We start from the raw sequence: 22,045 nt of genomic DNA, 5'->3' as shown, positions 1-22,045 counted from the left end.
GGGGGGGGGCTGCCGGAGGCATCATCTTCATGCAAATCTGGATACTGCACATCGACATGGACGCGTTTTTCGCCTCCGTGGAACAACTGGACAACCCGGCGCTGCGCGGGTTGCCTGTTGCCGTGGGCGGTTCGTCGGATCGCGGCGTGATTTCGGCGGCGAGCTACGAGGTGCGCAAGTACGGGGTGCGCTCGGCCATGAGCGTGATCAAGGCGCGGCAGCTGTGCCCGGACATGGTGCTGGTTCCGGGCCGGATGGCGCGTTACAAGGAGGTTTCGGCCCGTGTCATGGGCGTGCTCGGCGAGTTCTCGCCTCTGGTGGAACAGGCGAGCGTGGACGAGGCGTACATGGATGGCACCGGTCTGGAGCGGCTGTTCGGCCCGGTGGAGGAACTGGGCAGGCGCATCAAGGCGCGGATGCGGGCGCGTACCGGGCTGACATGCTCGGTGGGCGCGGCACCGATCCGGTTTCTGGCCAAGATTGCCTCCGATCTGGACAAGCCGGACGGGCTGGCCGTGATCCATCCCGAAGACATGGACGCGTTTCTGCTGAACCTGGCCGTGGCCAAGGTGCCGGGCGTGGGCAAGCGCATGCAGGAGACATTGCGCAGGTTCGGCGTGCGTACGTGCGGGGACGTGCGGCGGTATCCTCGGGATTTCTGGGTGCAGCGGCTCGGCAAGGCGGGTGGCGTACTGTTCGACAGATCGCACGGCATCGACCCGAACGGAGTGTGCATTGACGGGGGCGTGAAGTCCACGAGCGCGGAAAACACGTTCGAGGCGGACACGTCGGACCGAGGCGAACTGCGAAAATGGCTGCTGGTCCAGTCCGAGCGGGTGGGCGCGGACCTGCGTCGGCACGGGCACAGGGGGCGCACCGTGACGCTCAAGGTCAAATTCGCGGATTTCCGGCAGATCACGCGCAGCCGTACGCTGGAGGCCCGGACCGACAACACCGCACTGATTTTCGAGACGGCGTGGGAGCTGCTGGAGCAGTTGGAACTGCCTCGGGCCGTGCGGCTCATCGGCGTGGGCGTGTCCAATTTCGAGGCTCGGGAGCGACAACTCTCGCTGCTGGAGCAGGCCGAGGGCCCGCAGGAAGCGACCAGCGGGCTGGACAGGGCCGTGGATGCGGTGCGCGGTCGGTTCGGCAAGGGGGCGCTCGTGCGCGGCGGACTCATGGATTTTCGGAAAAGGGATGGAAATTCCGACCATTGACCCGAAGGGGAAGAATACTTGCCAAAGCGCGAAAACGTCACTACATATTGGATTCGGAAGGGGAGTAAAGACAGGCCGTTTGCGGACGGGCCCCAAAAAAGGATATGAAGCTGAATTATATGCGTAATCATGAATTTCGCGGCAAAGTGGCTGCGAGGGTAGCCTGCGCGCTTGCGAGCGTGCTGGCTGTTGTTTTTCTTTTTTCCGGCACCATGGCTGAAGCTGCGGAATCGGCCAACGTGACTTCCTCCGGAAAGGCCAAGGTCAAGGCCGAGGAGATCACGCCCCAGGCAGCACAGGGGCTGGACTATCTGTTCGATGTGCTGAACAAGGGCACCGCATTTGACGCAACGCGGCTGACCGGACTTTTCGACTATCTGGACGCGGGCGGTTTCAATGCTGAGAATGTGGCCCTGCCCAAGCGGTACGACGGTCAGGGCATTCTGCTCACCTCCGAGGTGAACAGCAGTCTGGACCGGATTCTCCGCTATTTCTACAATCCCGACATTCCGAACTATCTGCTGGTGCCGTCCGTGCTGCGCGTGAGCGGCTGGCGCGACGGGAGCGAGATCGTGACGCGCGGCCGCGGCCTGTGGGACGATCTGGCCGAACTGTCCGAGCCCGTGCTGGTGCGCGGCCGGGAATTCGAGGTGTGCACCCCGGATTCCTTTGCCGAGAGCTATTACGGATATGATCTGAAGCGGCTTCTGGTGCTCGTGAAGTACAAGGGCCGCAACGTGTTCCTGTCCATTTCCGAGCAGGACGGCAAATCGGACGTGGGCCGCAAGGGCGCGGTGCTGGACGATGCCCAGTGGCAGTATTTCTATTCCGGCATCGAGGGCATCAATGTGAGCATGGTGGGCTGGATGGACACGTTCATGTACGGGTCCGGTTCGGTTCAGGTGTTCATGGAGTCCGAGGATGGCACCATGACCCGCACCAACCTGTTCAAATGGCTCAGGGCCGGATGGGGCGGCATGAACGTGGTCAAGCGCAGTCATATCTACGAGGGCGCTGCCCGGGCCGCGCGGAGCTTCAGGACCGTGATCGAGTCCGATCTGCTTGCCCCGGAGGAATTGGCCGCGAACATCCGGCAGGCCATGAACCTGCCCGAATCCGAGGTCAATGCCCTGATTCGTGAATATGCCGAGAATTTCGAGCAGCGGTTTGCAGCCAACCCCAAGCTCAAGAAGCGGGAATTCGCCAAGGTTGTCCGGGACGGCGGCTATGCCGAAGTGCTTGACGAGGATCAGCGCAAGGGCGTGCTGGCTCTGCAGAAGCTCAAGTGCCTGCTGGGCATGGAAACGCTGGTGGACATGTGCGGATCGGCCATTGCCGGGGAACCCGCCGGGTCCGAGTCGGATCCCGTGGCCGAGGCCGGGAAGACCGAGGCGCGGTCCGAGGGCTGACAGACCGCCTGAACATGGCTATGATGACGGCGCATCGGGATTCCCGGTGCGCCGTTTTTCATTGACCAGTGGAGGAACCATGCAGACTGCGGAAAGCGACGCCAAGTTCAAGTACTGTCCCCTGCTCAAGACCGGGGATGACAAGATGAAGATGTGCCAGACCACCATGTGCATGATGTGGCGCTGGCTGGATAGGGAAAGGGAAGTGGGCTACTGCGGCCTTGCCGGAAAACCCGGCTCCGCCGAAAAGTAGTCCGGGAGACGGACCATGGCCAAGCCGTTTCGCTTCAAGCTCCAGAAGGTTCTGGAATATCGCGAGCAGCGCGAGGAACAGGCCCGGGCCGATCTGGCGCGTGCCCAGCGTGCGCATGACGATCAGCAGCGCGTTGTCCGTGATCTGGAAGCGCGGCTGGCCGAGCACGAGGCCAGACAGGGCGAATCCGCGAGCGATGTCAACATGATGTGGCTCTGGCGGCAGTACAGGGAAGCCCTGGCTCAGGATATTTCCGTGGCCCGTGTGGAACTCTCCCAGTTGGAACTGAAATTGCAAAAGTGCCGTCGTGAGGCCATTGCCCGATCCAGGGACAGAAAGCTCCTGGAAAAGCTCAAGGAAAGCCAAGCCAGGAAGCATCATGATGAAGAACAGCTCCGGGAACAAAAGGAAAACGACGAAATGGCAACGATTCGCCACGAACCTGAGGCTCTCTAGGATTCTGACCGCTCTCGCGTTTCTGGCGTTTCTCAAGCTCGCGGCCTTCTGCATGCTGAGTGTCGATTCCATGACACTCAACGTGCTGGAAACCGTGGTTCCCGAAGTTGCCCAGTCCGTGGCCGTGGCAGCCGAGGAAGACGCTTCGGCCAAGCCCGACCTTGCCGCCGAGGAAAAGGCGGCCAAGGAGCGTGAGGCCAAGGCCGTGGAAAAGGCCGTGGGCAAGGACGGCACCCGCACGGAAAAGGATTTGCCCGCCGAGTGGAAGGCCCTGAAGCGCAAGGAAGAGGAATTGGCCGTCAAGGAGCGCACCCTGCGCGAGATGGAAGCCGGCATCAAGGCCGAGGCCGAGCAGGTGCGCAGGATGCATGCGGAAATCCGGCAGATGCTGGACGAGGCCAGGAACGTCAAGGACAAGCGCGTCAAGCAGCTCGTGGACATGCTGTCCAACACCAAGGCCAAGAAGGCCGCCGAGATTCTCCAGAATATGGACGAGGATCTGGCCGTCAAGGTTTTGTCCGGCATGCGCGGTCGTCAGGCCGGAGAGATTCTCACCTTTGTCGAGGCCAAGAAGGCCGCCAAGCTGTCCGAGGCGCTCACTGCGCTTCAGATACCGTTTCAGCAGTAGATGGCCCGCATACGACTGACTCTTGCCTACGACGGCACGGATTTTTCCGGCTGGCAGTTGCAGCCCCGGGATCGGACCGTGCAGGGCGAACTGGAGCTGGCTGCGGCGTCCATTCTCGGTCATTCGGTTCGGGCGCACGGCTCGGGCCGTACCGATGCAGGCGTGCATGCCCTGGGGCAGGTGGCGCATTTCGACGTGCCTGACGAGCGGGCCGACCTGCCGTGGGCGCGTGCCCTGAACAGCCTGCTGCCCCGCGACGTGCGCGTACTTGAGGCCGGTCCGGCCTATCCCGATTTTCATTCCCGCTATTCCGCTGTTTCCAAGACCTACACCTATGCGCTCTGGCATACCCGGGAATACGTGCTGCCCCAGCGCAGGCGGTTCGTGTGGGGTTGCGGTTCTCTTGATCTGGAGAACATGGAGCGCGCAGCCGCGCATCTGTGCGGCACCCATGATTTTGCCGCGTTCCAGAATGTGGGCACACCCGTGAAGAGCACGGTGCGGACCATCTCGGAGTTCGGTTTCACCCATGTTCCGGGATGTCCGGAAACCCTGTGGCGCGTTTCCGCGGACGGATTTCTCAAGCAGATGGTGCGCAACCTCATGGGGTGTCTCGTGGCGGTCGGTCGTGGCAGGCTCTCCCCGGACGATGTACCGGAACTGCTGGAAAGGGTGGATCGCACTTTGCTGCCCGCGACCGCACCGCCGCAGGGGCTGACGCTGGAGCATGTGGAGTATGGGGGAGAAGAGGGAAAGGAAGCCGCCCTTGGCGGGATTGTCGAATGATTTTGCCTCCGGCGGCCAAAGGGTCATGACCCTTTGGAATCCCCCGACAGCCTCCGGCGGGGGAAGATATTTCAACAGGAAAGGCCGGTACCTTTGCAGGTACCGGCCTTGTTTTTTGGGGGAATCGGGAATGATTTTTTTTCAGTACGCCTTGGGGCGGGCAAAGTTGCCGCCCATGACGCTGAAGGTGTTCTCCACCACGAAGACGGCATTCGGGTCGACCTGGAACACGGCCTGTTCCAGTGCGCGGAGCCGCAGGTTGTCCGTGATGGAATAGACCATGTCCACGCGCCCGCCGGAATAGCCGCCGATGGCCGGGATGATGGTGGCGTGCAGCTTCCTGTTCCGGGTGATGCGTCTGACAACCGCCTTGGATTTGTTCGTGATGATCCGCACGGCCTTGCGCTGGTTGAACAGGGACAGCACGTATTCGGTCACCACCGAGCTGATGGCGAGCATGACAAGCGAGATGATGATCTTGTCAGGCACGTACATGGCCATGGCCAGAACCATGACCCCGGCATTGATGGCGAAGTAGAACACGCCGATGCGCCAGCCGTACTTGCGGTTCATGATCACCGCGACAACGTCCAGACCGCCACCGCCGCCGTAGGAACGGAGAATGATGCCGCTGCCCGCGCCCATGATGGCCCCGGCTGCAATGGCTGCGTTCATCTCGTTCTGGATGCCCAGATCCATGGGCAGGTACGAGGTCATGAGGGATATGAGGCCCATGGTGAACAGGTTCAGGAAAAAGAACCGTCTGCTCACGCCTTTCCATGCCACGAGGAACAGGGGCAGGTTCAGAAAAAAGTACCACTGTCCCACGGACAGGGATGGCTCGTATTTCTGGGCCACGACCGAAAGCCCATATGTTGCTCCGGGAATGAAATCGTGATGCGCTGCGATTCCATTGTACCCGATGATGAACACGAAGGATCCAAAAACAAGCAGGAAAACGTTCCAGGCAAGGGAATCGGTTATGTATCTCAGTGATTTGCCCATGGCTTTCCGCCTCCTTTCACATTGAATTGGGAGGGCAACATATAGAGGGGATGCACGACCTGCAAGGATTATCGGACCCCATCGGCGAATTTTCATTCACCGATGAGGGGGCGGAAATAGACGCTTTTTTTCAGTGGCTTGAAATAAATCGAAATTCCGAATTTCACAAGCTCTTCGGAATTTTTCGAGCGGGGATCAGTCGCGTTCGTCCTGCACGCGCTTGGTCTTGGCAAAACTGCGCGGCAGTTCGCCGGGGTTGACCACGGCGACCGTGGTGCGCACCAGAATCTGCTTGCGGATTTCGTCGGACACGGCCCGGGCCAGTCTTTCGTCATTGGCGGAATCCGTTCCGGTTGCCCGTTCCACGCGCACGGTCATGTGATCCAGCCCCTCGCGGCGGGTCAGGAGAATCTGGTATTCGGACGAGAGTTCCGGGAACGGGGCAAGGGCCGAGGCAACCTGACCGGGATAGATGTTCACGCCGCGGAAGATGATCATGTCGTCGGAGCGGCCGAATATCCTGTCGTGCCGGGGCATGGTCACGCCGCAGTCGCACAGGCCCGGAATGATCCGGGACAGATCGTGGGTGCGGTAGCGGATCAGGGGCGCGCCTTCCTTGCACAAGGTGGTGACCACCATTTCGCCCTGTTCGCCCGGGGCCACTGGCTCCAGGGTCACGGGATCCAGAATTTCCAGAATGTAGCGGTCCGCCCAGTAGTGGATGCCCTGATGCGCGGCGCATTCCAGCCCCGCGCCCGGGCCGTAGAGTTCGGTCATGCCCGCGATGTCGAAGCTGTCCTCCAGTCCGAGGGCTTCCTCGAACTGCTTGCGCATCCTCGGGGTGTGCGCCTCGGAGCCGAAGATGGCCTTTTTCAGGGAAATCCTGTCACGCAGGCCGTGCTTCTGCACTTCCTCGCCCATGAGCAGGGCCATGGAGGCCGTGGAGCACATGCAGGTGGTGCCGAGGTCTTCCAGCATCTGGAGCTGGATGTCCAGCAGGCCCGGGCCCACGGGAACCGCCATGGCACCGAAGTGTTCGCAGCCGGCCTGAAAACCGGCTCCGGCGGTCCACAGGCCGTAGCCCACGCATATCTGCACGCGATCCGTCACGGTCAGGCCCGCCAGTTCGTAACAGCGGGCGAACATGTCCTTCCACACGTCCACGTCCCTTTGCGTGTAGCTCAGCACCTTGCGCTTGCCCGTGGTGCCGCTGGACGCGTGGATGCGCACTATGTCGGACTCGGGCACGGAAAGCAGGGGCAGGGGATATTCGTCGCGCAGGTCCTGTGCCGTGGTCACGGGCAGCTTTCGGATGTCGTCGAGGCTGGTGATGTCGCCCGGCTCGACGCCCGCTTCCCGCAGGCGGGTGTTGTAGAAGGGACTGCCGTTGAACGCGTGGTTCACTGTCCATTTCAGGCCGTCGAGCTGGATTTGCGCGAGCTGGTCTTCGGAATACCGGGGAATGAAACGATGGCCTGACATGGGGACTCCTTTGAAACGCATGCGTCATGCTGTCCCGAAATGGTGATCTGCTGCGTTGCATTCCACCGTTCCCGGACAGCCGGTATTTTTCATTTTTCCAACGGGCTGCTAGGCTTGTGGCCGGGCCGCGAATGACGTAGATGAACATATGCCGACCCGAGGCACAACCTTGCAGCAAACACGGTGATTATTCAAGTCTCATGGCAGAGTACGTTTTTCCCATACCGCAATGGATTTTTCTGGTGGCCGCGGCTGTGGCCGGGCTGGAACTTGGCGGCATCGCCACGGTTTTCATTCATCGCTGGATAGCGGAGCAGCCCATATTCCGTCCCTTCGGCTCGACCTGTCCGTATTGCGAGAATCGGCTGGAATGGCGGGACACCATCCCGCTGATCAGCTATCTGCTGCTGCGCGGTCGCTGTCGTCACTGCAACATGCCCATCGGTCCGCGCTACGTGCTCACGGAGCTGGCCTGCTGCGCCCTGTCCGTGGCCCTTGCCCATCAGTTCGGGCCGACCCTGTCGTGGCTGGTCTATCTGGTGTTCGGGGTCATGCTGGCCTCGGCGAGCTTCATCGATTTCGAGACCTTTCTGCTTCCGGACCGCATCACGCTCGGCGGCACGGCGCTGGCCCTTGGTGCGGGCTTTGTCCTGCCCCGGCCCGGCTGGGAACAGGCCGTGCTCGGCGCGCTCGTGGGTGCAGGCATGTTCTGGATTCTGCAGCAGGGCTACAAGCTGCTGCGCGGTCAGGACGGTCTCGGCACCGGGGATGTGAAGCTCATGGGATTCATCGGTGCGATCGTGGGGGTGCAGGGGCTGCCCTTCACCATTCTGGCGGGCGGCATTGCCGGACTGGCTGGCAGTCTTGCCTACATGGTCCGGCCCGGCGCAAAGGGCGTGCAGACACGCGTGCCGTTCGGTCCGTTCCTCAGCCTCGGCTGCCTGCTCTATCTCCTGCTCGGTCCGTCCATTACCCTGTGGTGGCGATACTAGCAGACGGCCCCGAAGCTGCAATCTGCTGCGTTGCTGCCAAAAAGACAAATCCTCGCGTATGGGCATACGCGTCGGCCTTGCCTTTTTCTTGCGCCTTGCATCTTCCGACTTCGGAACAGTCTGCCGATTGGCACAAATTCAAACTGTTGGGTTCTGTTCAGGAAACCACCCAGACCGTGACGTCCTTGGCGGAGTGGATGATCTTGTTGGACACGCTGCCGAACAGGAATTCCTCGGCCTTGGACACGCCCCGGCGGCCTACCACCACGGTGCCGAAGCCGCCCTGCCGCACGGCCTCCATGATGTCCTGCGCCACGCTGGTTCCCCGGGAGCAGGAAAAGGTCTCGTTGGGAAACGGTGACGTGCAACTGATGAGATACTGATCGGTTATCGATTCCCGGGCCATGCCCAGCGTTTCCAGCCGGGTGTGTGCCTGTGCCATGAATGTCTTCAGCTCTTCGCGCGTGCGCTCGCAGCTTTCCGCCCATGCCGCTTCATCCGGAAACGTGTCCCGGTGCGGCAGCCGTTCCACGCAGAACAGTTCCACCTGAAATCCCTTGGTGCTGCCTGCGATGCTGCCCGTGTATTCCACGGCACGCATGGCATTTTCACTCGCATCCACGGCAAGCAGAATCTTCTTGAAATCCATGATCATCCTCCCTTGGGCAGGCTGTCCAGACACGGGCGCAGATCGGCCAGAAATTCGTCCACGGTCTCGTAGAACACTTCGGTCCCGGCGGAAAAGTGCATGAGCACCCGGTTCAGGTCTTCCGGGACATAGGGAAAGGCCTTGCGCAGGTTGGCGAACCGGTTGCGGAAGACCAGATTGAAATCCCCGGGTTCGGCCTTGTCCAGAATGCCCATTTCCTCCAGATCCGGAGGCCGGAACACCTGCCTGCCGACCAGAAATGCCAGAATGTTGCCCAGCCCAGCCAGATCAAGGGCAAACGGGTTGGCCGACAGGTCGTAGGCATAGTCGAAGTCGATCCAGCGCAGCATGCCGGTGCGCGGCTCCAGCCAGAGGTGGTCGCGCCGGATGTCGCCGTGCCGTTCGTCCCGGGAATGCAGCCACGCAATGGCCTCGCACGCGTCGATGAACAGGCCGAGCGCCCCGGCGAAATGGTTGTCGAAATAGTCGCGGTGATTTTCACCCATTTCCGACACGGCCAGATCGAATCGCTTGCCGCGGATCACGTCGAGAACGCGCACCAGATTTCCCTGATCGTCCACAATGGAAAACCCGTGCATGAATCGGCGGTCGTCCTTGACCATCTCCAGAATCCGGGCCTCCTTGGCCGGGCTTCGGTAGCTGCGGATGGTGATGTCCCCGAGCTGTTGAAGGAATTCCTCATGAAACACGAGCTTGAGAATCGCGGATTCCCCGGTCTCCAGCACCTTGCACCGCTTGACCCAGAACTTGAAATCCTCGATCCCGAATCGCCGTTCGGCCTCGTCCCGGAGCACCATGTAATGCTGGCCGCCCAGATGCACCACGTCCCCATAATCAATGGAGGAAAAGTCCGTGGTGTCCGTGACCAGCCTGCGCACGCGTCTGACCGGGAAATTCGGCAGATAGAACCGGACCAGAGCCCTGACATCCTCGCTCATGCGCATACCTCCATGTCATCATCATACGACACCGCGCGACAGGGGGAATTATTATGAGGAAAGTATGCCTTCGGCGACTCAAGGAACCTCTTGAAAGAGGTTCCTTGAGAATCCTCCAGAACTTTTTGGCTCTACGCCGCCTGTAAGGAGGAGGGAACTTGAAAGGCTCGTATGGCGGCGTAGGGTGATGCGGAAGAGCAGAAGCTTTCGCTATCGAGGAATCAGAATTCGGGGAAACTGGCAAAGAAGGAAAAGCAAGTTTCTCCCTTGAAGCCACCCCGTCTTGAGAATTTGGAGAGGCCGGATGCATGTCCCGACAGGGCATGTATCCGGCCTCTTCGAATTCTCAAGACAGAATGGGGATCCAAGGGGCCTTGCTCCTTGGCGGGTCCGGGCAGAGCCCGGCCCCCCGGGAGGGGCCGCCGGAGGCATCTTCCCCGCCTACAGCCAGGGTTTCATGAATTCTTCCGAAGTTCCCCCGTTGCAGATGTGGGTGATGAGCGCGGACCCGAACACGGCGGCGTGGCACAGGCCGTCGAGTTCCCTGAGCTGATCCGGGTGCCTGAGCCCGAATCCGAGGGCAATGGGAATGTCGAAGATGTCGCGCGCCTGGGCAAGCTTTTCCCTGATCTGTTCGGGCAGGGTGTCGCGCTGGCCCGTTGTGCCGAGCACGGACACGAAATAGGCGAACCCGTCCGCACCGTCGGCGTACAGGGCCATGCGTTCCGGCGAGGTGTTCAGCCCGACCAGCGGCACGAGCGAGATGTGGTGCGATTTCAGGGCGGCCTTGATCGATGCGGATTCCTCGTAGGGGAGATCGGCCAGAATCAGGCCGGAAATGCCTGCCTGCCCCGCGTCATGGGCAAAACGTTCCAGCCCGTACTGGAGCACGGGATTGAGGTAGCCCATGAGTAGCAGGGCTGCGCGGAACGTGCCTTTGCGCGCCTTGAGCTCCGAGAGAATCCATTCGAGGTTCACGTTGTCCGCAAGGCATTCCAGAGAGGCCTTTGCCACGACAGGACCGTCGGCCACGGGATCGGAAAAGGGCATGCCGATCTCAATGACTGCGGCCCCGGCCCGGTCCAGTTGTTCGAGTTCGTCCCAGAAGCGGTCGCGGGACGGAAATCCGGCGGGCAGGAATGGAATGAGCGCGGTCTTTCCGGCCTTGTTGGCTTCGCGGATGCGCAGGGTCATGGGCGAGGTCATGCGTCACCTCCGAGTGTGGCGGCAAGGTGCGCGAATGCGGGATCGCGGAGCGCCTCTTCCACGATGTCCATGTCCTTGTCTCCCCGGCCGGACAGGTTCACGAGCACGGACTGGCCTTGCAGCGCGGCCGCGTTTTCCAGAATCCATGCCACGGCATGGGCGCTTTCCAGCGCGGGAATGATGCCTTCGCGCCGGGACAGGGTCAGAAATGCGGAAAGGGCCTGTTCGTCGTTGATGCAGGCGTATTCCGCGCGGTGGATGGCCTGAAGGTGGGAATGCTCCGGGCCGACTCCGGGATAGTCCAGCCCGGCGGAAATGGAATGGGACGGAAGAATCTGGCCTTCCGGGGTCTGGAGCAGCCTGGTCTTCATGCCGTGCAGCACGCCGTCCGTGCCCAGATTCAGGGGCGCGGAATTGTAGCAGCCCGGCTCGCCCGTGCCTGCGGCCTCCACGCCCACCAGCCGCACGGATCCGTCCGGGATGAAGGCATGGAATGCGCCGATGGCATTGGACCCGCCGCCCACGCAGGCGCAGACGATATGGGGCAGCCTGCCGTTTCTGTCCAGAAACTGCTGGCGCGCCTCGCGGCCCACCACGGCCTGGAATTCGCGCACCAGATAGGGGAACGGGTGCGGCCCGGCGGCCGTGCCGAAACAGTAGTGCGTGGTCTTCTGTGTCGCTATCCAGTAGCGGAGCGCCTCGTTGATCGCGTCCTTCAGGGTCTGGGTGCCCGAGGTCACGGGCACCACGCGCGCGCCCAGAATTTCCATGCGCCGTACGTTCACGGACTGGCGTTCCACATCCTTTGCACCCATGTACACCACGCAGTCCAGATCGAGCATGGCCGCTGCCGTGGCCGTGGCCACGCCGTTCATGCCCGCCCCGGTTTCGGTGAGCAGGGTCTTCTTGCCCATGCGGCGGGTGAGCAGGGCCTGCCCGAGGGTGTTGTTGATCTTGTGCGCGCCCGTGTGGTTCAGGTCCTCGCGCTTGAGCCAGAGGTCCACGCCCGTGTCCCGGGACAGGTTCGGGCAATGGGTCATGGCCGAGGGCCTGCCCACGCAGTCGCGGAGCATGTCCTTGAATTCCTGCTGGAATTCGGGCGAGGGAAGGATTTCCTTCACGGCCCGTTCCAGTTCCAGAAGGGGCGGCATGAGCAGTTCGGGCACGAACTGGCCGCCATAGTCGCCAAAGTATCTGTCTTGCATGTCATGGCACCTGTGCGAGTCGGTCAAAGACCGCGCGCAGCTTGTTTTCGTCCTTGATGCCTGGTGCCTGCTCCACGCCGGAATTGATGTCCAGACCCGGCGGGTTCAGCTCCAGTGCGGCGGAAATCGTGTTGGGGGCGATCCCGCCGGCAAGAAACCAGGGTGTATGTATTTCAAGATGTTGCAGCTTCGTGAAGTCAAAGGATCGCCCGGTTCCGCCGCTTCCCCGCGTGCCTGCGTCGAACAGGAAATGGGAGCTGACCTCCTCGAACCGTTCCAGATCGCGCAGCAGGGCGGATTGCGAGGCGTATGCGTCGGGCCAGAAGACCTTGATCACCCGGTCCGGGCCGACCTGTTCGCAGAACGCCTCGTCCTGTCCTCCGTGCAACTGGGCCGCGTGCAGGCCGCAGCGATCCATGATTTCCACGACTTCGGTCGCGGTCCGGGATACGAACACCCCGACCTTGACCGCCTTTCCGGTCCTGATCCCGGCCACGAAATCCGGGTCCGCATTGCGCTGGCTCCGGGCATGGAAGATGAAGCCCAGCAGGTCTGCGCCGAGATCGACACAGAGCCGGACATCCCGCATGCGGGTCAGGCCGCAGATCTTGACCAGAGGGCGTTGCATCATTGTGCTCCGGTGAGTTCGGCCAGTTTGGCTCCGGGGTCTTCCGCTTCCATGAGGCAGGTGCCCACGAGCACGGCATCAAAGCCGAGTCCGGCCAGTTCCTCCACGTGGGCGCGTTCGGATACGCCGCTTGCGCTGATCCAGAGTTCGCCATCCCTTTTGCGGGAGATGAGCCTTCGGGATACGTCCAGCGTGGTTTGCAGGGTGTCCAGATCACGGTTGTTCACCTGAATGATGTCCGCGCCAGCCTGATGCGCGGTTTCCAGATCGGTTTCATCGAATATTTCGACCACCGGGGCCAGACCGGGCATGCGCGCTATCTCGATGAGCTGGGCCAGTTCGGCCGCGCCCGAGAGCATGCGCGCAATGAGCAGCACGGCAGAGGCCGGGCTGGATGCGGTCATGGCCACCTGAAGCGGGTCCAGAATGAAGTCCTTGCGCAGCAGGGGCAGTCCTGCCTGACTCATCATGAACAGATAGTCCGGGGTGCCCTTGAAAAAGGCGGCCTCGGTGAGCACGGAAATGGCGGCCGCGCCGTTGTCCGCGTAGTCCTGTGCAAAATCCAGCGGGTTGGCGAATTCGCGCAGCACGCCCCGGCTGGGGCTGGCGGGCTTGAATTCCGCGATGACCGCGCCCGGTCCCTTGGCCCGGATGGCGTCCGTGAACGAGGGACGTTCGCCCCGGTACACGCCCGGGATCATGCCTTCCGCGAACTTCTGGCGCAGTTCCGCGATTTCTTCCTGCTTGGCTTCCCTGAATTTATCCAGCATGTGGCAATTCCTTTGTAAGTCCTTGGTTGACTGCGTCGCGCGCCATGTCGGCGCACTCCCGCATGGTGCCTTTTCCCAACAGATTCAGGCACCCTGCCAGATTCAGCGCCACCATGTCCATCATGGCCGCAGGCCCGTTGCCCGCAAGTATTTTCCGCAGGCTGTCCACGGCGTGGGCCTTGTCCGTCACGCGCACGTCCTCGGGCGAATGGGCCTTGAATCCCAGCCGGTCCGGGTTGACCGTGGTCTTTTCCATGACCCCGTCGTGAATCAGATAGCCCCGGTTCGCGCCCCACGTGGTGAGTTCGTCCATGCCGCCCGCGCCAGAGACGAGCAGGGCCTTTTCCACGCCCGTGAGCAGCAGGGTTTCGCCCATGAGCTGGAGTCGCTCGGGATCTCCCACGCCCAGCAACTGGTGCGAGGGCCGGGCCGGGTTGAGCAGCGGTCCCATGAAGTTGAACAGGGTGCGGATGCCCAGTTCCCGGCGTACGGGCATGATGTGCCGGAACGCGGGATGATACTGGGGCGCGAACAGGAACGCGAAGTTGTGGCGGTCCAGACTCTCGGCCGCCTGTTCCGGAGTGAGTTCCAGCGGAACGCCCAGTGCTTCCAGCGCGTCGGCCGAGCCGCAGGACGAGGACAGGGCGCGGTTGCCGTGCTTGGCCACCTTGAAGCCCATGTCCGCAAGGAACAGGGCCACGGCCGTGGAGCAGTTCACGCTGCACGAGCCGTCCCCGCCCGTGCCGCAGGTGTCGATCACGGGTTCGGCCCGGGTTCCGTCATATCCGGGAATGGTCAGGGCGTGCTCCAGTCCCGCCCTCACGCCCGCTGCAAGGTCCGTGGAATCCTCGCCCTTGGCGCGCAATCCCATGAGGAACGCGCCTGCCTGCGCCGGGGTGAGTTCGCCGTTCATGAGTCTGCCGAACATGTAGTCGGCCTGCTGGTCGGTCAACGGCTTGCGACTGGCAAGCTGTTCAAGAATTTCGGCTATGGTGGTCATTGGGTCTCTCCTTTTTGCATGTTCAGGAAGTTCTTCAGAATCCTCGGGCCTTCCGGGGTCAGGATGGATTCGGGGTGGAACTGCACGCCGTGCCATTCCCGATCCCGGAAGCGGATGCCCATGACCTCGCCCCAGCTGGTGCGGGCCGTGACTTCCAACGTGTCCGGGGCCAGATGCGCGGGCACGATCAGGGAGTGGTAGCGGCAGACCTCGAAGGGATCGGGCAGCCCGGCAAACACGCCCTTGTGGTCGTGCATCACGCGCGACACTTTGCCGTGCATGATGCGCCCGGCCCGGACCACGGGCGCGCCCGCGTGATGGCCCAGCGCCTGATGCCCGAGACACACGCCCAGCACCGGGACTTCCCGGGGCAGCAGGGACAGGAATTCCAGACAGAATCCCGCGTTTTCCGGACGGCTCGGTCCGGGCGACACGCAGACCCGTTCCAGTTCCCCGGACCGGGCCAGGTCCAGCAGTTCGGCGTGATCGTTGCGGATCACTTTCGGCTCGGCCCCGAGCTGCTGGAATGCCTGCACCAGATTGAAGGTGAACGAGTCGAAGTTATCGATGAGCAAAAACATCGGTTCCCCCCTTGCCGGTGATGACTTCCAGAAGCACGCGCGCCTTGTTGTTGCATTCGTCCCATTCCCGTTCCGGGTCCGAGTCGTGCACGATGCCCGCGCCCGCCTGCCAGTGGCACATGCCGTCCCTGATCCACATGGAGCGGATGGTGATGCCGGTATCCAGATTCACGCTGCCGCGATCCAGTCCGATCCAGCCGATGCAGCCGCCGTACGGGCCGCGTTCCTCGGGTTCGATGTCCGCGATGATCTCCATGGCCCGAATCTTGGGCGCGCCGGACAGGGTGCCTGCCGGAAACGTGGACCGGAGCACCTCGATGGCGTCCAGTCCGGGTTTGAGCTCGGCTTCCACATAGGAAGTGAGATGCATGACGTGGGAGAACCGTTCCACGTTCATGAATTTTTCCACGGTCACGGTGCCGGGCGCGGCAATGCGGCCCAGATCGTTGCGGCCGAGGTCCACGAGCATGACGTGTTCGGCGCGTTCCTTGGGATCGGCCAGCAGCTCCTGCTCAAGGGCAAGGTCCTCGCGTTCCGTGGCCCCTCTCCAGCGGGTTCCGGCAATGGGGCGGACCTCCAGCCGGTTCGCGGCGCAGCGCACCATCATTTCCGGGGACGAGCCGAGCAGGGTGGTCGCGCTCCCGTGTCTGCCGCTGTTCACGCATTCCGGGAATTTCATGAAGAACATGAAGGGCGAGGGATTGGCCTGCCGCAAACGGCGGTAGATGCGGAACGGATCGTCGGGCACGGGCACCGAGAACCGGGTGGAGAGCACCACCTGAATGCATTCCCCGTCCGCAATCAGTTCCCTTGCCCGCTCCACGCCCTGCATGTAGGCCTCTTTTCCCGGATGCACGGTCGGGGCCGAGGTCTCGGGCGCGGCAAGGTCGTTGCCCCATGACACGGGCGCGGGCATGGGCGCGCGATCCGGGTCCAGACTCAGGTAGCAGCACGAGTGGCGCAGGTGGTCGAACAGCACCATCTGGCCGGGCAGGGCCATGCAGGCTTCGGCATCCTCGGGGGGGCACGCGTCCCGGAGCTTGCGTTCGAACATGCCAGCCGTGTCGTAGCCGAAGTAGCCGTACAGGCCGCGAGTGAGCGCGGGCAGGGGATCGCGTCCGCCTTCGGCACGTTGCTTGATGCTCAGGGCATTCGTTGCGCTGCGCAGGCCGTCCAGAAAGTCCATGCCTTCCAGCTTTCGGAATGCTTCCAGACGCGGGTCGAGCACGTCCACGGCAAGCTTGCCATTCCTGGGATGCAGCAGGAGCCGGAAGTCCCAGGCAATGAGGCTGTACCGCCCGAGTCTGCCGTCCACTTCCGCGGATTCCAGCAGGATGCCGGGTCGGTCTCCCACCAGCCCGAGATACAGGCTGATTGCGGTCTGCACGTCCGCCGGGAGCCATTTCCCGTATTGCGTCAGTGTTATGTCCATGTTTCCTCCGTTTTCGATGCTGTAAAAAAAAGGCCGCCCCCCGGAGGGGACGGCCTTGGCGTTCAGAAACGATGCCGACTGTGCGTATCCGTTTATCGGATACACCCCTCCTGTTGCTGTTCATGACGCCACCACCAGTTGGCACGCTGGGCGAGAAGATCGAGATCTCCGCCGGCAGCAAGGCCGAGGTAGGACATGAAGTGGCGGGTGGTTTCCTGCAGAAAGGGATTGGCTTCGGAGATGACCTCGAACAGTTCCATGTCCTGCGTGGTCATCTTGTGCGCGGAGTCGAGACGGCGCTTGAGAGAGGGAGTGACGTAGTTTTCAATATGCTCCACATCGCGCATGGCTGCAAGGTAGGCCACGGTGGTGGTGAAGTTCAGACCCTGCACGAACGCCATGGCCTTGTCATGCTCCTCGGCCGTGGTGCGGAACGCGGTGTAGCCGCAGGCTTCCATGAGCCGGGCCACGCGTCTTGCGGCCTGCTCGTCGGATTCCCGGCCCGGGGTCACGGCCACGCGGGGCTCGAAGCCCTCGGGAATGACCGGGCCGAACAGGGGGTGCGTGCCCACGACCGGACCGGCATGGGCGCGGGTCATGACCTTGATGGGCATGACCTTGACCGAACCCACGTCGGCAAGGATGGTCGATGCCTTGAGGTGCGGCTGTACGGTTGCCAGCACGTCCTTCATGGCCGTGACAGGCACGCTGAGCAGAAAGAGGTCGCAATTGTCCAGAGCTGCGGCCACGTCCTCGTCCCGGAAGGGACGGTTCAGTTCGGCTACTTCGCAGCCCAGTTCGCGCAGCTTGCGGGTGAAGAGCTGGCCCATCTGGCCGTTTGCGCCCGCAATGGCGATCCTGTGAAAGTCGGGGTCTGCCATGGTGTTCACTTATCCTTCAAGAATCTTGTTCCATTTGTCGAAAAATTCCGGGAACGACTTGTTCACGCATCCGGGGTTGTCCAGCTTCGGGGTCAGTCCGGCAAGGGCGAATAGGGACATGGACATGGCCATGCGGTGATCGCCGTAGGTGCTGAATCCGATTTCTCCGTCCCGGGGCAGGGGCGCGGGGATGATGGTCAGGCTGTCCTCGCCCACTTCGGTGCGGCAGCCGGTTTTTGCAATCTCGTCCGCGCTGGCCTGAAGCCGGTCGGATTCCTTGATGCGCAGGTGCGCCACGTTGCGGATGGTGGTGGGCGAGTCCGCGAAGGCCGCGGCAACGGCAATGGTGGGCACGATGTCCGGGCAGCGGCCCATGTCCACGTCAATGCCGTGCAGCTTGGAGGGGCGTACCGAAATGCCGTCGAAGCCCACGTTCACCTCTGCGCCCATCTGGGCCAGAATGTCCAGAACCGCCTTGTCTCCCTGCTGGGAATCCGCAGCCAGCCCCTTGAGCAGCACCGGGCTGTGGCCCACGGCGCCAGCCGCCGCGAAATACGAGGCATTGGACCAGTCGCCTTCGACGCGGTAGTCGCTGGGCTGGTAGCCGGTCGGTTCCACCACGAAGCGCATGGCGTTCGGGGTCACGCTCTTCACGGTCTTCCACGGCACGCGTTCCCACTTGCCGTCCTTCAGGATTTCCACGGCGAATCCGGCCTTGAAATCCTCCATGATCTTGAGCGTGAGGCCTACGTACGGCCACGAAACCGCTTTCTTTCCCGTGACGGAAATGGTAACAGGGCGATCGGCCAGGGGCGCACCCAAAAGTAGCCCGGAGAGGTACTGGCTGCTTTCTTCCAGGGTGATTTCCACTCTCTTGCCCTTGAAGCCCCTGGCCGACATCATCACCGGAAGAAATCCCTTCCTGCCCTCGTAATGAAATCTGGTCCCCAGCGTTTCCAGCGCCCCGAACAGCTCGGCCATGGGCCGTTCGTGCATGCGTTCGGCTCCGTGCAGCCGGAAAGTGCCGTTGCCCGCAGCCGCCACGGCCGTGATCAGGCGGCAGGTAGTGCCGGATTCGTGCATGTAGAGTTCGACCGGAGCCTCGTCCTTGTGCTTGCCGTCCGCATTCCCGCCTCTGGGGCCGTTTTCCATGCCGGTCACGGCAAGGGCGTCGCCCTGTTCCTCGATCCTTGCGCCGCAGGCTTCCAGACACGCGCGGGTGCGGCGGATGTCGTCGCTGTCCAGCGCGCCGGAGATCACCGAGGTTCCCGAGGCGAGCGCGCCCGCGATCAGGGTTCTGTGGGAAAGGGACTTGGACGCCGGGGCATTGATCACGATGGGGTCGTTCATGACTTGTCTCCGTTTCCATGGGTTCCGGCCGGATAGGTGCCGAGCACGCGCAGGGTGTGGCAGCGTTCCCGAAGCTCGTCGAGGAGCGAATCGTACTCCGTCTTGCTCAGGTCGCATTCCAGGTCGGTGAAGAATACGTATTTCCACTTTTCGCCCTTGAAGGGGCGGGATTCCAGCTTGGTGATGTTGATGCCCTCGCGCGCCAGCGTGGCGAGCACTCCGGCCAGTGCGCCGGGTCTGTCCGGGGTGGTGAACAGGATGGTGGTCTTGTCGCGTCGGTCCTCGCGGGTGGGCGAGGGCGCGATGACCAGAAAACGCGTCCAGTTGTCGGGCAGGTCCTCGATGGATTCGGCCAGCACGTTCAGGCCGTGCATTTCAGCCAGTCGGGCATGGCCGACCACCGCGGTTCCCGGATGGGATTTCGCGTATTCCGCGGCAGCCGCGGATGATGTCGTGGGCAGGCTCGGCACGTCCCGGAGATGGGAGCGAAGCCAGTTCCTGCACTGCTCCAGAGCCTGCGGATGGGAGCGAACCTCGGTCACTTCCTCCATGGTTCCGGCGCTGGACATGAGGCAATGGCTGATGCGGCGGAACAGTTCGGCCTGAATGAACACCGAATATTTCATGAACAGGTCCACGACCTGTCCCACGGTGCCCTCGATGGAATTTTCCAGCGGGATCACGCCCAGTTCCGCGCCTTCCTCGGCCACGGCCCGGAAGATGTCCTCGAAATTCGACTTGGGAGTCAGGTGTGCGGAGCTGCCCATGTGCTCCACGGCCGCGAAATAGGAAAACGTGCCTTCCGGTCCCAGAAACACCACGCGCTCGGGCCGCTGGAGTCGGCGGGAGGAACTCATGATCTCCCGGTAGATGTGGCGCAGGTGCTTTTCCGGCAGAGGGCCGGGGCTGGACTGGGCAATTCTGTTCATGACCTCCCGTTCGCGGAAGGGCTTGTAGATGGGCTCGTCCCGTTCGGCCTTGTACCGACCGACGTCCAGACTGACTTCGGCCCTGCGGTTGAGCAGTTGCACGATCTGTCCGTCCAGTTCGTCGATGCGGCTGCGCATGGCCGCAAGCTGTTCCTTTTCCGTATTCTTCCCGGACATGGGGCTACCCTTCCTTGATGTCCTCTTTGATGCGCATGCCGAAATGGCGGCCTGCCTCGTCCGTGCGGACCAGAATTTCGTCTCCGACTTCCAGATTGACCACGCTCACGGGCTCGCCGTCCGCGTTGACCACGCGGATGGTCTCGGCGTTCTGCAGGAACACCTGTCCGGTGCTCACGGTGTCGCCGGACCGGACTTCGGCCTGAATCAGGAGCATGGGCCGCACCTCGATCTTGACCCGGCCAACCGTGGCCAGACTGGTCGCGCCGCTTGCGTCCACGATGAGCACGTCGCGGCCCGCAGCGAGTTCTTCCAGATACGCGGTTCTGTCCCCGGGCATCTGGGCATAGGCGTGCACGGCTCCGGCGTTCACGCGAAAGGGGCGCGCTGCAACATAGGGATTGGACTCGGTCTCCGCGTGGACCAGAAAGGTGAATGCGCTGGAGTTGCCCACCAGCATGCCCTGACCGCGCCTGAGCATGGAAATGGTGTCCACGCACACGCGGTGGCCGAGGCCCGCCGGAGTGATGGCCGTGACGACCGCTTTCCGGAGCTGCATGGTTCCCTGCGAGAGTTTGAGTTCCGCGACAATGGCCTTGAGGTCGGCGGCCCCTTCGGGCAGCACCACCACGGTGTCGGCCCCGCGTTCCAGGATTCCGGCGGCAAGCCGCGCCCGGTCAAGGCTTTCGCATTCCAGAGCCAGCTCGCTCACCTGTGCCAGAATGTTTTCCACCGGGATGATTTCCCAGCCCTTGCCCAGAACCACGCGCTTGCCCTTGCTGGCAAGGCCCACTGCGGTCTGTTCGTCCGCCTTTTCGGTCAGTGTCACTTCGGGCATGTCCTGCGGCGTGAGCACCGTGACGCGGCCAAGGGACTTGATGGCATCGACCTGGCTCTTTTCCGCCAGAATCGCGTCCACTCCCGACTCCAGAGCCAGCGTGACGAGTTTCTTGTCAAAGGGGATGGCCTTGAAAATCACGTTTTTCATTGCTTCGCTTCCGTGTGGTTCGCGGGTTAGCCGTTCAGGTGTGCCAGAGCCTCTGCCACCGAGGCATCCTCGTGCACGATCATGTTCAGGGACTGGACCAGACGGGTGGGGTTCTCGTGCTGGAACACGTTGCGTCCCACGGACAGGCCTGCGCCGCCTGCTTCCAGAGAGTCATGTACCATACGCAGAAACGCTTCGGTACTGTCAAGTTTGGGGCCGCCTGCAATGACCACGGGGATGCAGCAGGAGTCGCACACGTGCTCGAAGCTGGCCTTGTCGCCGGTGTAGGGAACCTTGACCACGTCCGCGCCCAGTTCCGTGCCGACCCGGGCGCAATGGGCCACGGTTTCGGGATCGAATTCGCTTTTCACCTTGGGGCCGCGGGCGTAGACCATGGCGAGCAGCGGCATGCCCCAGTTGGCTGCGTCCGAGGCGACCTTGCCCATGTCGTGGAGCATGCGGCGTTCGGTTTCGTCGCCGAGATTCACGTGGATGGAAACCGCGTCCGCGCCCAGCCGGATGGCATCCTCCACCGAGGCGACCAGACATTTGGCGTTGGGAAACGGAGACAGGGACGTGCTGGCGGACAGGTGCACGATCAGGCCGATGTCCTTGCCCTCGGCCCTGTGTCCGCAGCGGACCAGTCCCTTGTGCTCGACAACCGCGTTTGCTCCGCCTTCCACGACCTTGCCCACGGCCTCCTTCATGTTCACGATTCCGTCGATGGGGCCGACGGATACGCCATGGTCCATGGGCACGATGATGGCCCGTTTGGTGTTGCGGTCGAAAATCCGCTCCAGTCTGATGGCTTTGCCGATGTGCATGGTGTTTCTCCTCATGCTGCCTCCGGGACGGGAAAAGCTCGGACGGCCGTGGTTGTGACAAACAAAAAGGGCCGCCGGCTTTCGCCTGCGGCCCTGGTATGGAGGTCAAATCGTGTTTGTCGTCCGGTTAGAACGCACCTCTCCCATGCCCGCAAGCGTCGTTGCGATACCAAAAATAATAGTAGGAAAAGGAGTATGCGAAACCGGAAAAATTGTTCATGCCGTCTGTCTACCTTGG

At 62.4% G+C, this 22,045-nt stretch carries 23 protein-coding genes; 7 read left to right on the top strand and 16 right to left on the bottom strand.

Annotation, left to right across the window (positions count from 1 at the left end; all coding sequences use genetic code 11):
* The first annotated feature begins 29 nt into the window (after positions 1 to 29).
* From dinB to truA, 6 genes are all read left to right on the top strand, one after another.
* Positions 30 to 1,217: a DNA polymerase IV gene (gene dinB / locus MPN23_RS11025; protein WP_243544247.1), complete on the top strand. Its 1,188-nt coding sequence runs from the start codon at positions 30 to 32 to the stop codon at positions 1,215 to 1,217.
* A 119-nt stretch (positions 1,218 to 1,336) separates the two neighbouring features.
* Positions 1,337 to 2,626, top strand: coding sequence for a hypothetical protein (locus tag MPN23_RS11020; protein WP_243544246.1), 1,290 nt, complete (start codon positions 1,337 to 1,339; stop codon positions 2,624 to 2,626).
* 79 nt (positions 2,627 to 2,705) lie between these two features.
* Positions 2,706 to 2,879, top strand: a complete 174-nt coding sequence (locus tag MPN23_RS11015; RefSeq protein WP_243544245.1) for a hypothetical protein — start codon at positions 2,706 to 2,708, stop codon at positions 2,877 to 2,879.
* A gap of 15 nt (positions 2,880 to 2,894) precedes the next feature.
* Positions 2,895 to 3,335, top strand: coding sequence for a flagellar export protein FliJ (fliJ, locus tag MPN23_RS11010; protein WP_243544244.1), 441 nt, complete (start codon positions 2,895 to 2,897; stop codon positions 3,333 to 3,335).
* The gene (locus MPN23_RS11005) at positions 3,259 to 3,963 is read left to right on the top strand and encodes a MotE family protein (RefSeq protein ID WP_243544243.1); all 705 of its coding nucleotides are present in this window, start codon (positions 3,259 to 3,261) and stop codon (positions 3,961 to 3,963) included. Before fliJ ends, MPN23_RS11005 begins: the two co-directional genes overlap by 77 nt.
* The gene (gene truA / locus MPN23_RS11000) at positions 3,964 to 4,749 is read left to right on the top strand and encodes a tRNA pseudouridine(38-40) synthase TruA (RefSeq protein WP_243544242.1); all 786 of its coding nucleotides are present in this window, start codon (positions 3,964 to 3,966) and stop codon (positions 4,747 to 4,749) included.
* Positions 4,750 to 4,890: 141 nt separating this feature from the next.
* Here truA and MPN23_RS10995 read toward each other — a convergent pair whose 3' ends face one another.
* Positions 4,891 to 5,754, bottom strand: a complete 864-nt coding sequence (locus MPN23_RS10995) for a YitT family protein (RefSeq protein WP_243544241.1) — start codon at positions 5,752 to 5,754, stop codon at positions 4,891 to 4,893.
* 195 nt (positions 5,755 to 5,949) lie between these two features.
* A complete protein-coding gene (locus tag MPN23_RS10990; RefSeq protein ID WP_243544240.1) occupies positions 5,950 to 7,236 on the bottom strand; it encodes a phenylacetate--CoA ligase family protein in 1,287 nt (428 codons plus the stop codon).
* Positions 7,237 to 7,436: 200 nt separating this feature from the next.
* On the opposite strand from MPN23_RS10990, the gene MPN23_RS10985 reads away from it, so the two are divergent.
* Complete coding sequence (locus MPN23_RS10985; protein ID WP_243544239.1) at positions 7,437 to 8,228, top strand: prepilin peptidase; 792 nt, start codon at positions 7,437 to 7,439, stop codon at positions 8,226 to 8,228.
* A gap of 157 nt (positions 8,229 to 8,385) precedes the next feature.
* Here the strand turns inward: MPN23_RS10985 and MPN23_RS10980 are convergent, their stop codons facing one another.
* The 14 genes from MPN23_RS10980 to MPN23_RS10915 all read right to left on the bottom strand — a co-directional run bounded on the left by MPN23_RS10980 (position 8,386) and on the right by MPN23_RS10915 (position 21,807).
* Positions 8,386 to 8,877 (bottom strand): universal stress protein, encoded by a 492-nt coding sequence (locus MPN23_RS10980; RefSeq protein ID WP_243544238.1) that lies wholly within the window; start codon positions 8,875 to 8,877, stop codon positions 8,386 to 8,388.
* 2 nt (positions 8,878 to 8,879) lie between these two features.
* On the bottom strand, positions 8,880 to 9,836 hold the full coding sequence (locus MPN23_RS10975; protein ID WP_243544237.1) for a serine/threonine-protein kinase: 957 nt from the start codon (positions 9,834 to 9,836) through the stop codon (positions 8,880 to 8,882).
* 441 nt (positions 9,837 to 10,277) lie between these two features.
* Positions 10,278 to 11,042 (bottom strand): tryptophan synthase subunit alpha, encoded by a 765-nt coding sequence (gene trpA / locus MPN23_RS10970; RefSeq protein ID WP_243544236.1) that lies wholly within the window; start codon positions 11,040 to 11,042, stop codon positions 10,278 to 10,280.
* Positions 11,039 to 12,247 (bottom strand): tryptophan synthase subunit beta, encoded by a 1,209-nt coding sequence (gene trpB / locus MPN23_RS10965; protein WP_243544235.1) that lies wholly within the window; start codon positions 12,245 to 12,247, stop codon positions 11,039 to 11,041. The genes trpA and trpB overlap by 4 nt, the downstream gene beginning before the upstream one ends.
* Before the next feature lies 1 nt (position 12,248).
* The gene (locus tag MPN23_RS10960; protein WP_341540075.1) at positions 12,249 to 12,878 is read right to left on the bottom strand and encodes a phosphoribosylanthranilate isomerase; all 630 of its coding nucleotides are present in this window, start codon (positions 12,876 to 12,878) and stop codon (positions 12,249 to 12,251) included.
* Positions 12,875 to 13,645, bottom strand: coding sequence for an indole-3-glycerol phosphate synthase TrpC (locus tag MPN23_RS10955; RefSeq protein WP_243544234.1), 771 nt, complete (start codon positions 13,643 to 13,645; stop codon positions 12,875 to 12,877). Before MPN23_RS10955 ends, MPN23_RS10960 begins: the two co-directional genes overlap by 4 nt.
* Complete coding sequence (gene trpD / locus MPN23_RS10950) at positions 13,635 to 14,645, bottom strand: anthranilate phosphoribosyltransferase (RefSeq protein WP_243544233.1); 1,011 nt, start codon at positions 14,643 to 14,645, stop codon at positions 13,635 to 13,637. The genes MPN23_RS10955 and trpD overlap by 11 nt, the downstream gene beginning before the upstream one ends.
* Positions 14,642 to 15,226: an anthranilate synthase component II gene (locus tag MPN23_RS10945; protein ID WP_243544232.1), complete on the bottom strand. Its 585-nt coding sequence runs from the start codon at positions 15,224 to 15,226 to the stop codon at positions 14,642 to 14,644. Before MPN23_RS10945 ends, trpD begins: the two co-directional genes overlap by 4 nt.
* A complete protein-coding gene (locus MPN23_RS10940) occupies positions 15,207 to 16,658 on the bottom strand; it encodes an anthranilate synthase component I family protein (RefSeq protein WP_243544231.1) in 1,452 nt (483 codons plus the stop codon). Before MPN23_RS10940 ends, MPN23_RS10945 begins: the two co-directional genes overlap by 20 nt.
* Before the next feature lie 92 nt (positions 16,659 to 16,750).
* On the bottom strand, positions 16,751 to 17,539 hold the full coding sequence (locus MPN23_RS10935; RefSeq protein WP_243544230.1) for a prephenate dehydrogenase: 789 nt from the start codon (positions 17,537 to 17,539) through the stop codon (positions 16,751 to 16,753).
* Positions 17,540 to 17,548: 9 nt separating this feature from the next.
* Entirely contained in the window at positions 17,549 to 18,889 is a 1,341-nt protein-coding gene (aroA, locus tag MPN23_RS10930; protein WP_243544229.1) for a 3-phosphoshikimate 1-carboxyvinyltransferase, read from the bottom strand.
* Positions 18,886 to 19,995: a prephenate dehydratase gene (pheA, locus tag MPN23_RS10925; RefSeq protein WP_243544228.1), complete on the bottom strand. Its 1,110-nt coding sequence runs from the start codon at positions 19,993 to 19,995 to the stop codon at positions 18,886 to 18,888. Before pheA ends, aroA begins: the two co-directional genes overlap by 4 nt.
* Before the next feature lie 4 nt (positions 19,996 to 19,999).
* Positions 20,000 to 20,983 carry a 3-dehydroquinate synthase II family protein gene (locus MPN23_RS10920; protein ID WP_243544227.1) on the bottom strand — a complete coding sequence of 328 codons (984 nt, stop codon included), beginning with the start codon at positions 20,981 to 20,983 and terminating at the stop codon, positions 20,000 to 20,002.
* 26 nt (positions 20,984 to 21,009) lie between these two features.
* Positions 21,010 to 21,807: a 2-amino-3,7-dideoxy-D-threo-hept-6-ulosonate synthase gene (locus MPN23_RS10915; protein ID WP_243544226.1), complete on the bottom strand. Its 798-nt coding sequence runs from the start codon at positions 21,805 to 21,807 to the stop codon at positions 21,010 to 21,012.
* Between the last annotated feature and the right edge of the window lie 238 nt (positions 21,808 to 22,045).

The organism is Pseudodesulfovibrio tunisiensis, from assembly GCF_022809775.1.
GTDB lineage: Bacteria > Desulfobacterota > Desulfovibrionia > Desulfovibrionales > Desulfovibrionaceae > Pseudodesulfovibrio > Pseudodesulfovibrio tunisiensis.
The sequence above is the reverse complement of the archived record's forward strand: the minus strand, read 5'-3'. Positions and strand labels throughout refer to the sequence as shown.

What these genes read in the sequence shown, in the direction of transcription:
- MPN23_RS10960 (WP_341540075.1), bottom strand. Translation starts at nt 12,878, where the DNA reads ATGATGCAACGCCCTCTGGTCAAGATCTGCGGCCTGACCCGCATGCGG.
- MPN23_RS10915 (WP_243544226.1), bottom strand. Translation starts at nt 21,807, where the DNA reads ATGCACATCGGCAAAGCCATCAGACTGGAGCGGATTTTCGACCGCAAC.
- trpB (WP_243544235.1), bottom strand. Translation starts at nt 12,247, where the DNA reads ATGCAAGACAGATACTTTGGCGACTATGGCGGCCAGTTCGTGCCCGAA.
- MPN23_RS11020 (WP_243544246.1), top strand. Translation starts at nt 1,337, where the DNA reads ATGCGTAATCATGAATTTCGCGGCAAAGTGGCTGCGAGGGTAGCCTGC.
- MPN23_RS10920 (WP_243544227.1), bottom strand. Translation starts at nt 20,983, where the DNA reads ATGAAAAACGTGATTTTCAAGGCCATCCCCTTTGACAAGAAACTCGTC.
- MPN23_RS10935 (WP_243544230.1), bottom strand. Translation starts at nt 17,539, where the DNA reads ATGGCAGACCCCGACTTTCACAGGATCGCCATTGCGGGCGCAAACGGC.
- trpA (WP_243544236.1), bottom strand. Translation starts at nt 11,042, where the DNA reads ATGACCTCGCCCATGACCCTGCGCATCCGCGAAGCCAACAAGGCCGGA.
- dinB (WP_243544247.1), top strand. Translation starts at nt 30, where the DNA reads ATGCAAATCTGGATACTGCACATCGACATGGACGCGTTTTTCGCCTCC.
- pheA (WP_243544228.1), bottom strand. Translation starts at nt 19,995, where the DNA reads ATGTCCGGGAAGAATACGGAAAAGGAACAGCTTGCGGCCATGCGCAGC.
- aroA (WP_243544229.1), bottom strand. Translation starts at nt 18,889, where the DNA reads ATGAACGACCCCATCGTGATCAATGCCCCGGCGTCCAAGTCCCTTTCC.
- MPN23_RS10940 (WP_243544231.1), bottom strand. Translation starts at nt 16,658, where the DNA reads ATGGACATAACACTGACGCAATACGGGAAATGGCTCCCGGCGGACGTG.
- trpD (WP_243544233.1), bottom strand. Translation starts at nt 14,645, where the DNA reads ATGACCACCATAGCCGAAATTCTTGAACAGCTTGCCAGTCGCAAGCCG.
- truA (WP_243544242.1), top strand. Translation starts at nt 3,964, where the DNA reads ATGGCCCGCATACGACTGACTCTTGCCTACGACGGCACGGATTTTTCC.
- MPN23_RS11005 (WP_243544243.1), top strand. Translation starts at nt 3,259, where the DNA reads ATGATGAAGAACAGCTCCGGGAACAAAAGGAAAACGACGAAATGGCAA.
- MPN23_RS10945 (WP_243544232.1), bottom strand. Translation starts at nt 15,226, where the DNA reads ATGTTTTTGCTCATCGATAACTTCGACTCGTTCACCTTCAATCTGGTG.
- MPN23_RS10975 (WP_243544237.1), bottom strand. Translation starts at nt 9,836, where the DNA reads ATGAGCGAGGATGTCAGGGCTCTGGTCCGGTTCTATCTGCCGAATTTC.
- MPN23_RS10985 (WP_243544239.1), top strand. Translation starts at nt 7,437, where the DNA reads ATGGCAGAGTACGTTTTTCCCATACCGCAATGGATTTTTCTGGTGGCC.
- MPN23_RS11015 (WP_243544245.1), top strand. Translation starts at nt 2,706, where the DNA reads ATGCAGACTGCGGAAAGCGACGCCAAGTTCAAGTACTGTCCCCTGCTC.
- MPN23_RS10980 (WP_243544238.1), bottom strand. Translation starts at nt 8,877, where the DNA reads ATGGATTTCAAGAAGATTCTGCTTGCCGTGGATGCGAGTGAAAATGCC.
- MPN23_RS10990 (WP_243544240.1), bottom strand. Translation starts at nt 7,236, where the DNA reads ATGTCAGGCCATCGTTTCATTCCCCGGTATTCCGAAGACCAGCTCGCG.
- fliJ (WP_243544244.1), top strand. Translation starts at nt 2,895, where the DNA reads ATGGCCAAGCCGTTTCGCTTCAAGCTCCAGAAGGTTCTGGAATATCGC.
- MPN23_RS10955 (WP_243544234.1), bottom strand. Translation starts at nt 13,645, where the DNA reads ATGCTGGATAAATTCAGGGAAGCCAAGCAGGAAGAAATCGCGGAACTG.
- MPN23_RS10995 (WP_243544241.1), bottom strand. Translation starts at nt 5,754, where the DNA reads ATGGGCAAATCACTGAGATACATAACCGATTCCCTTGCCTGGAACGTT.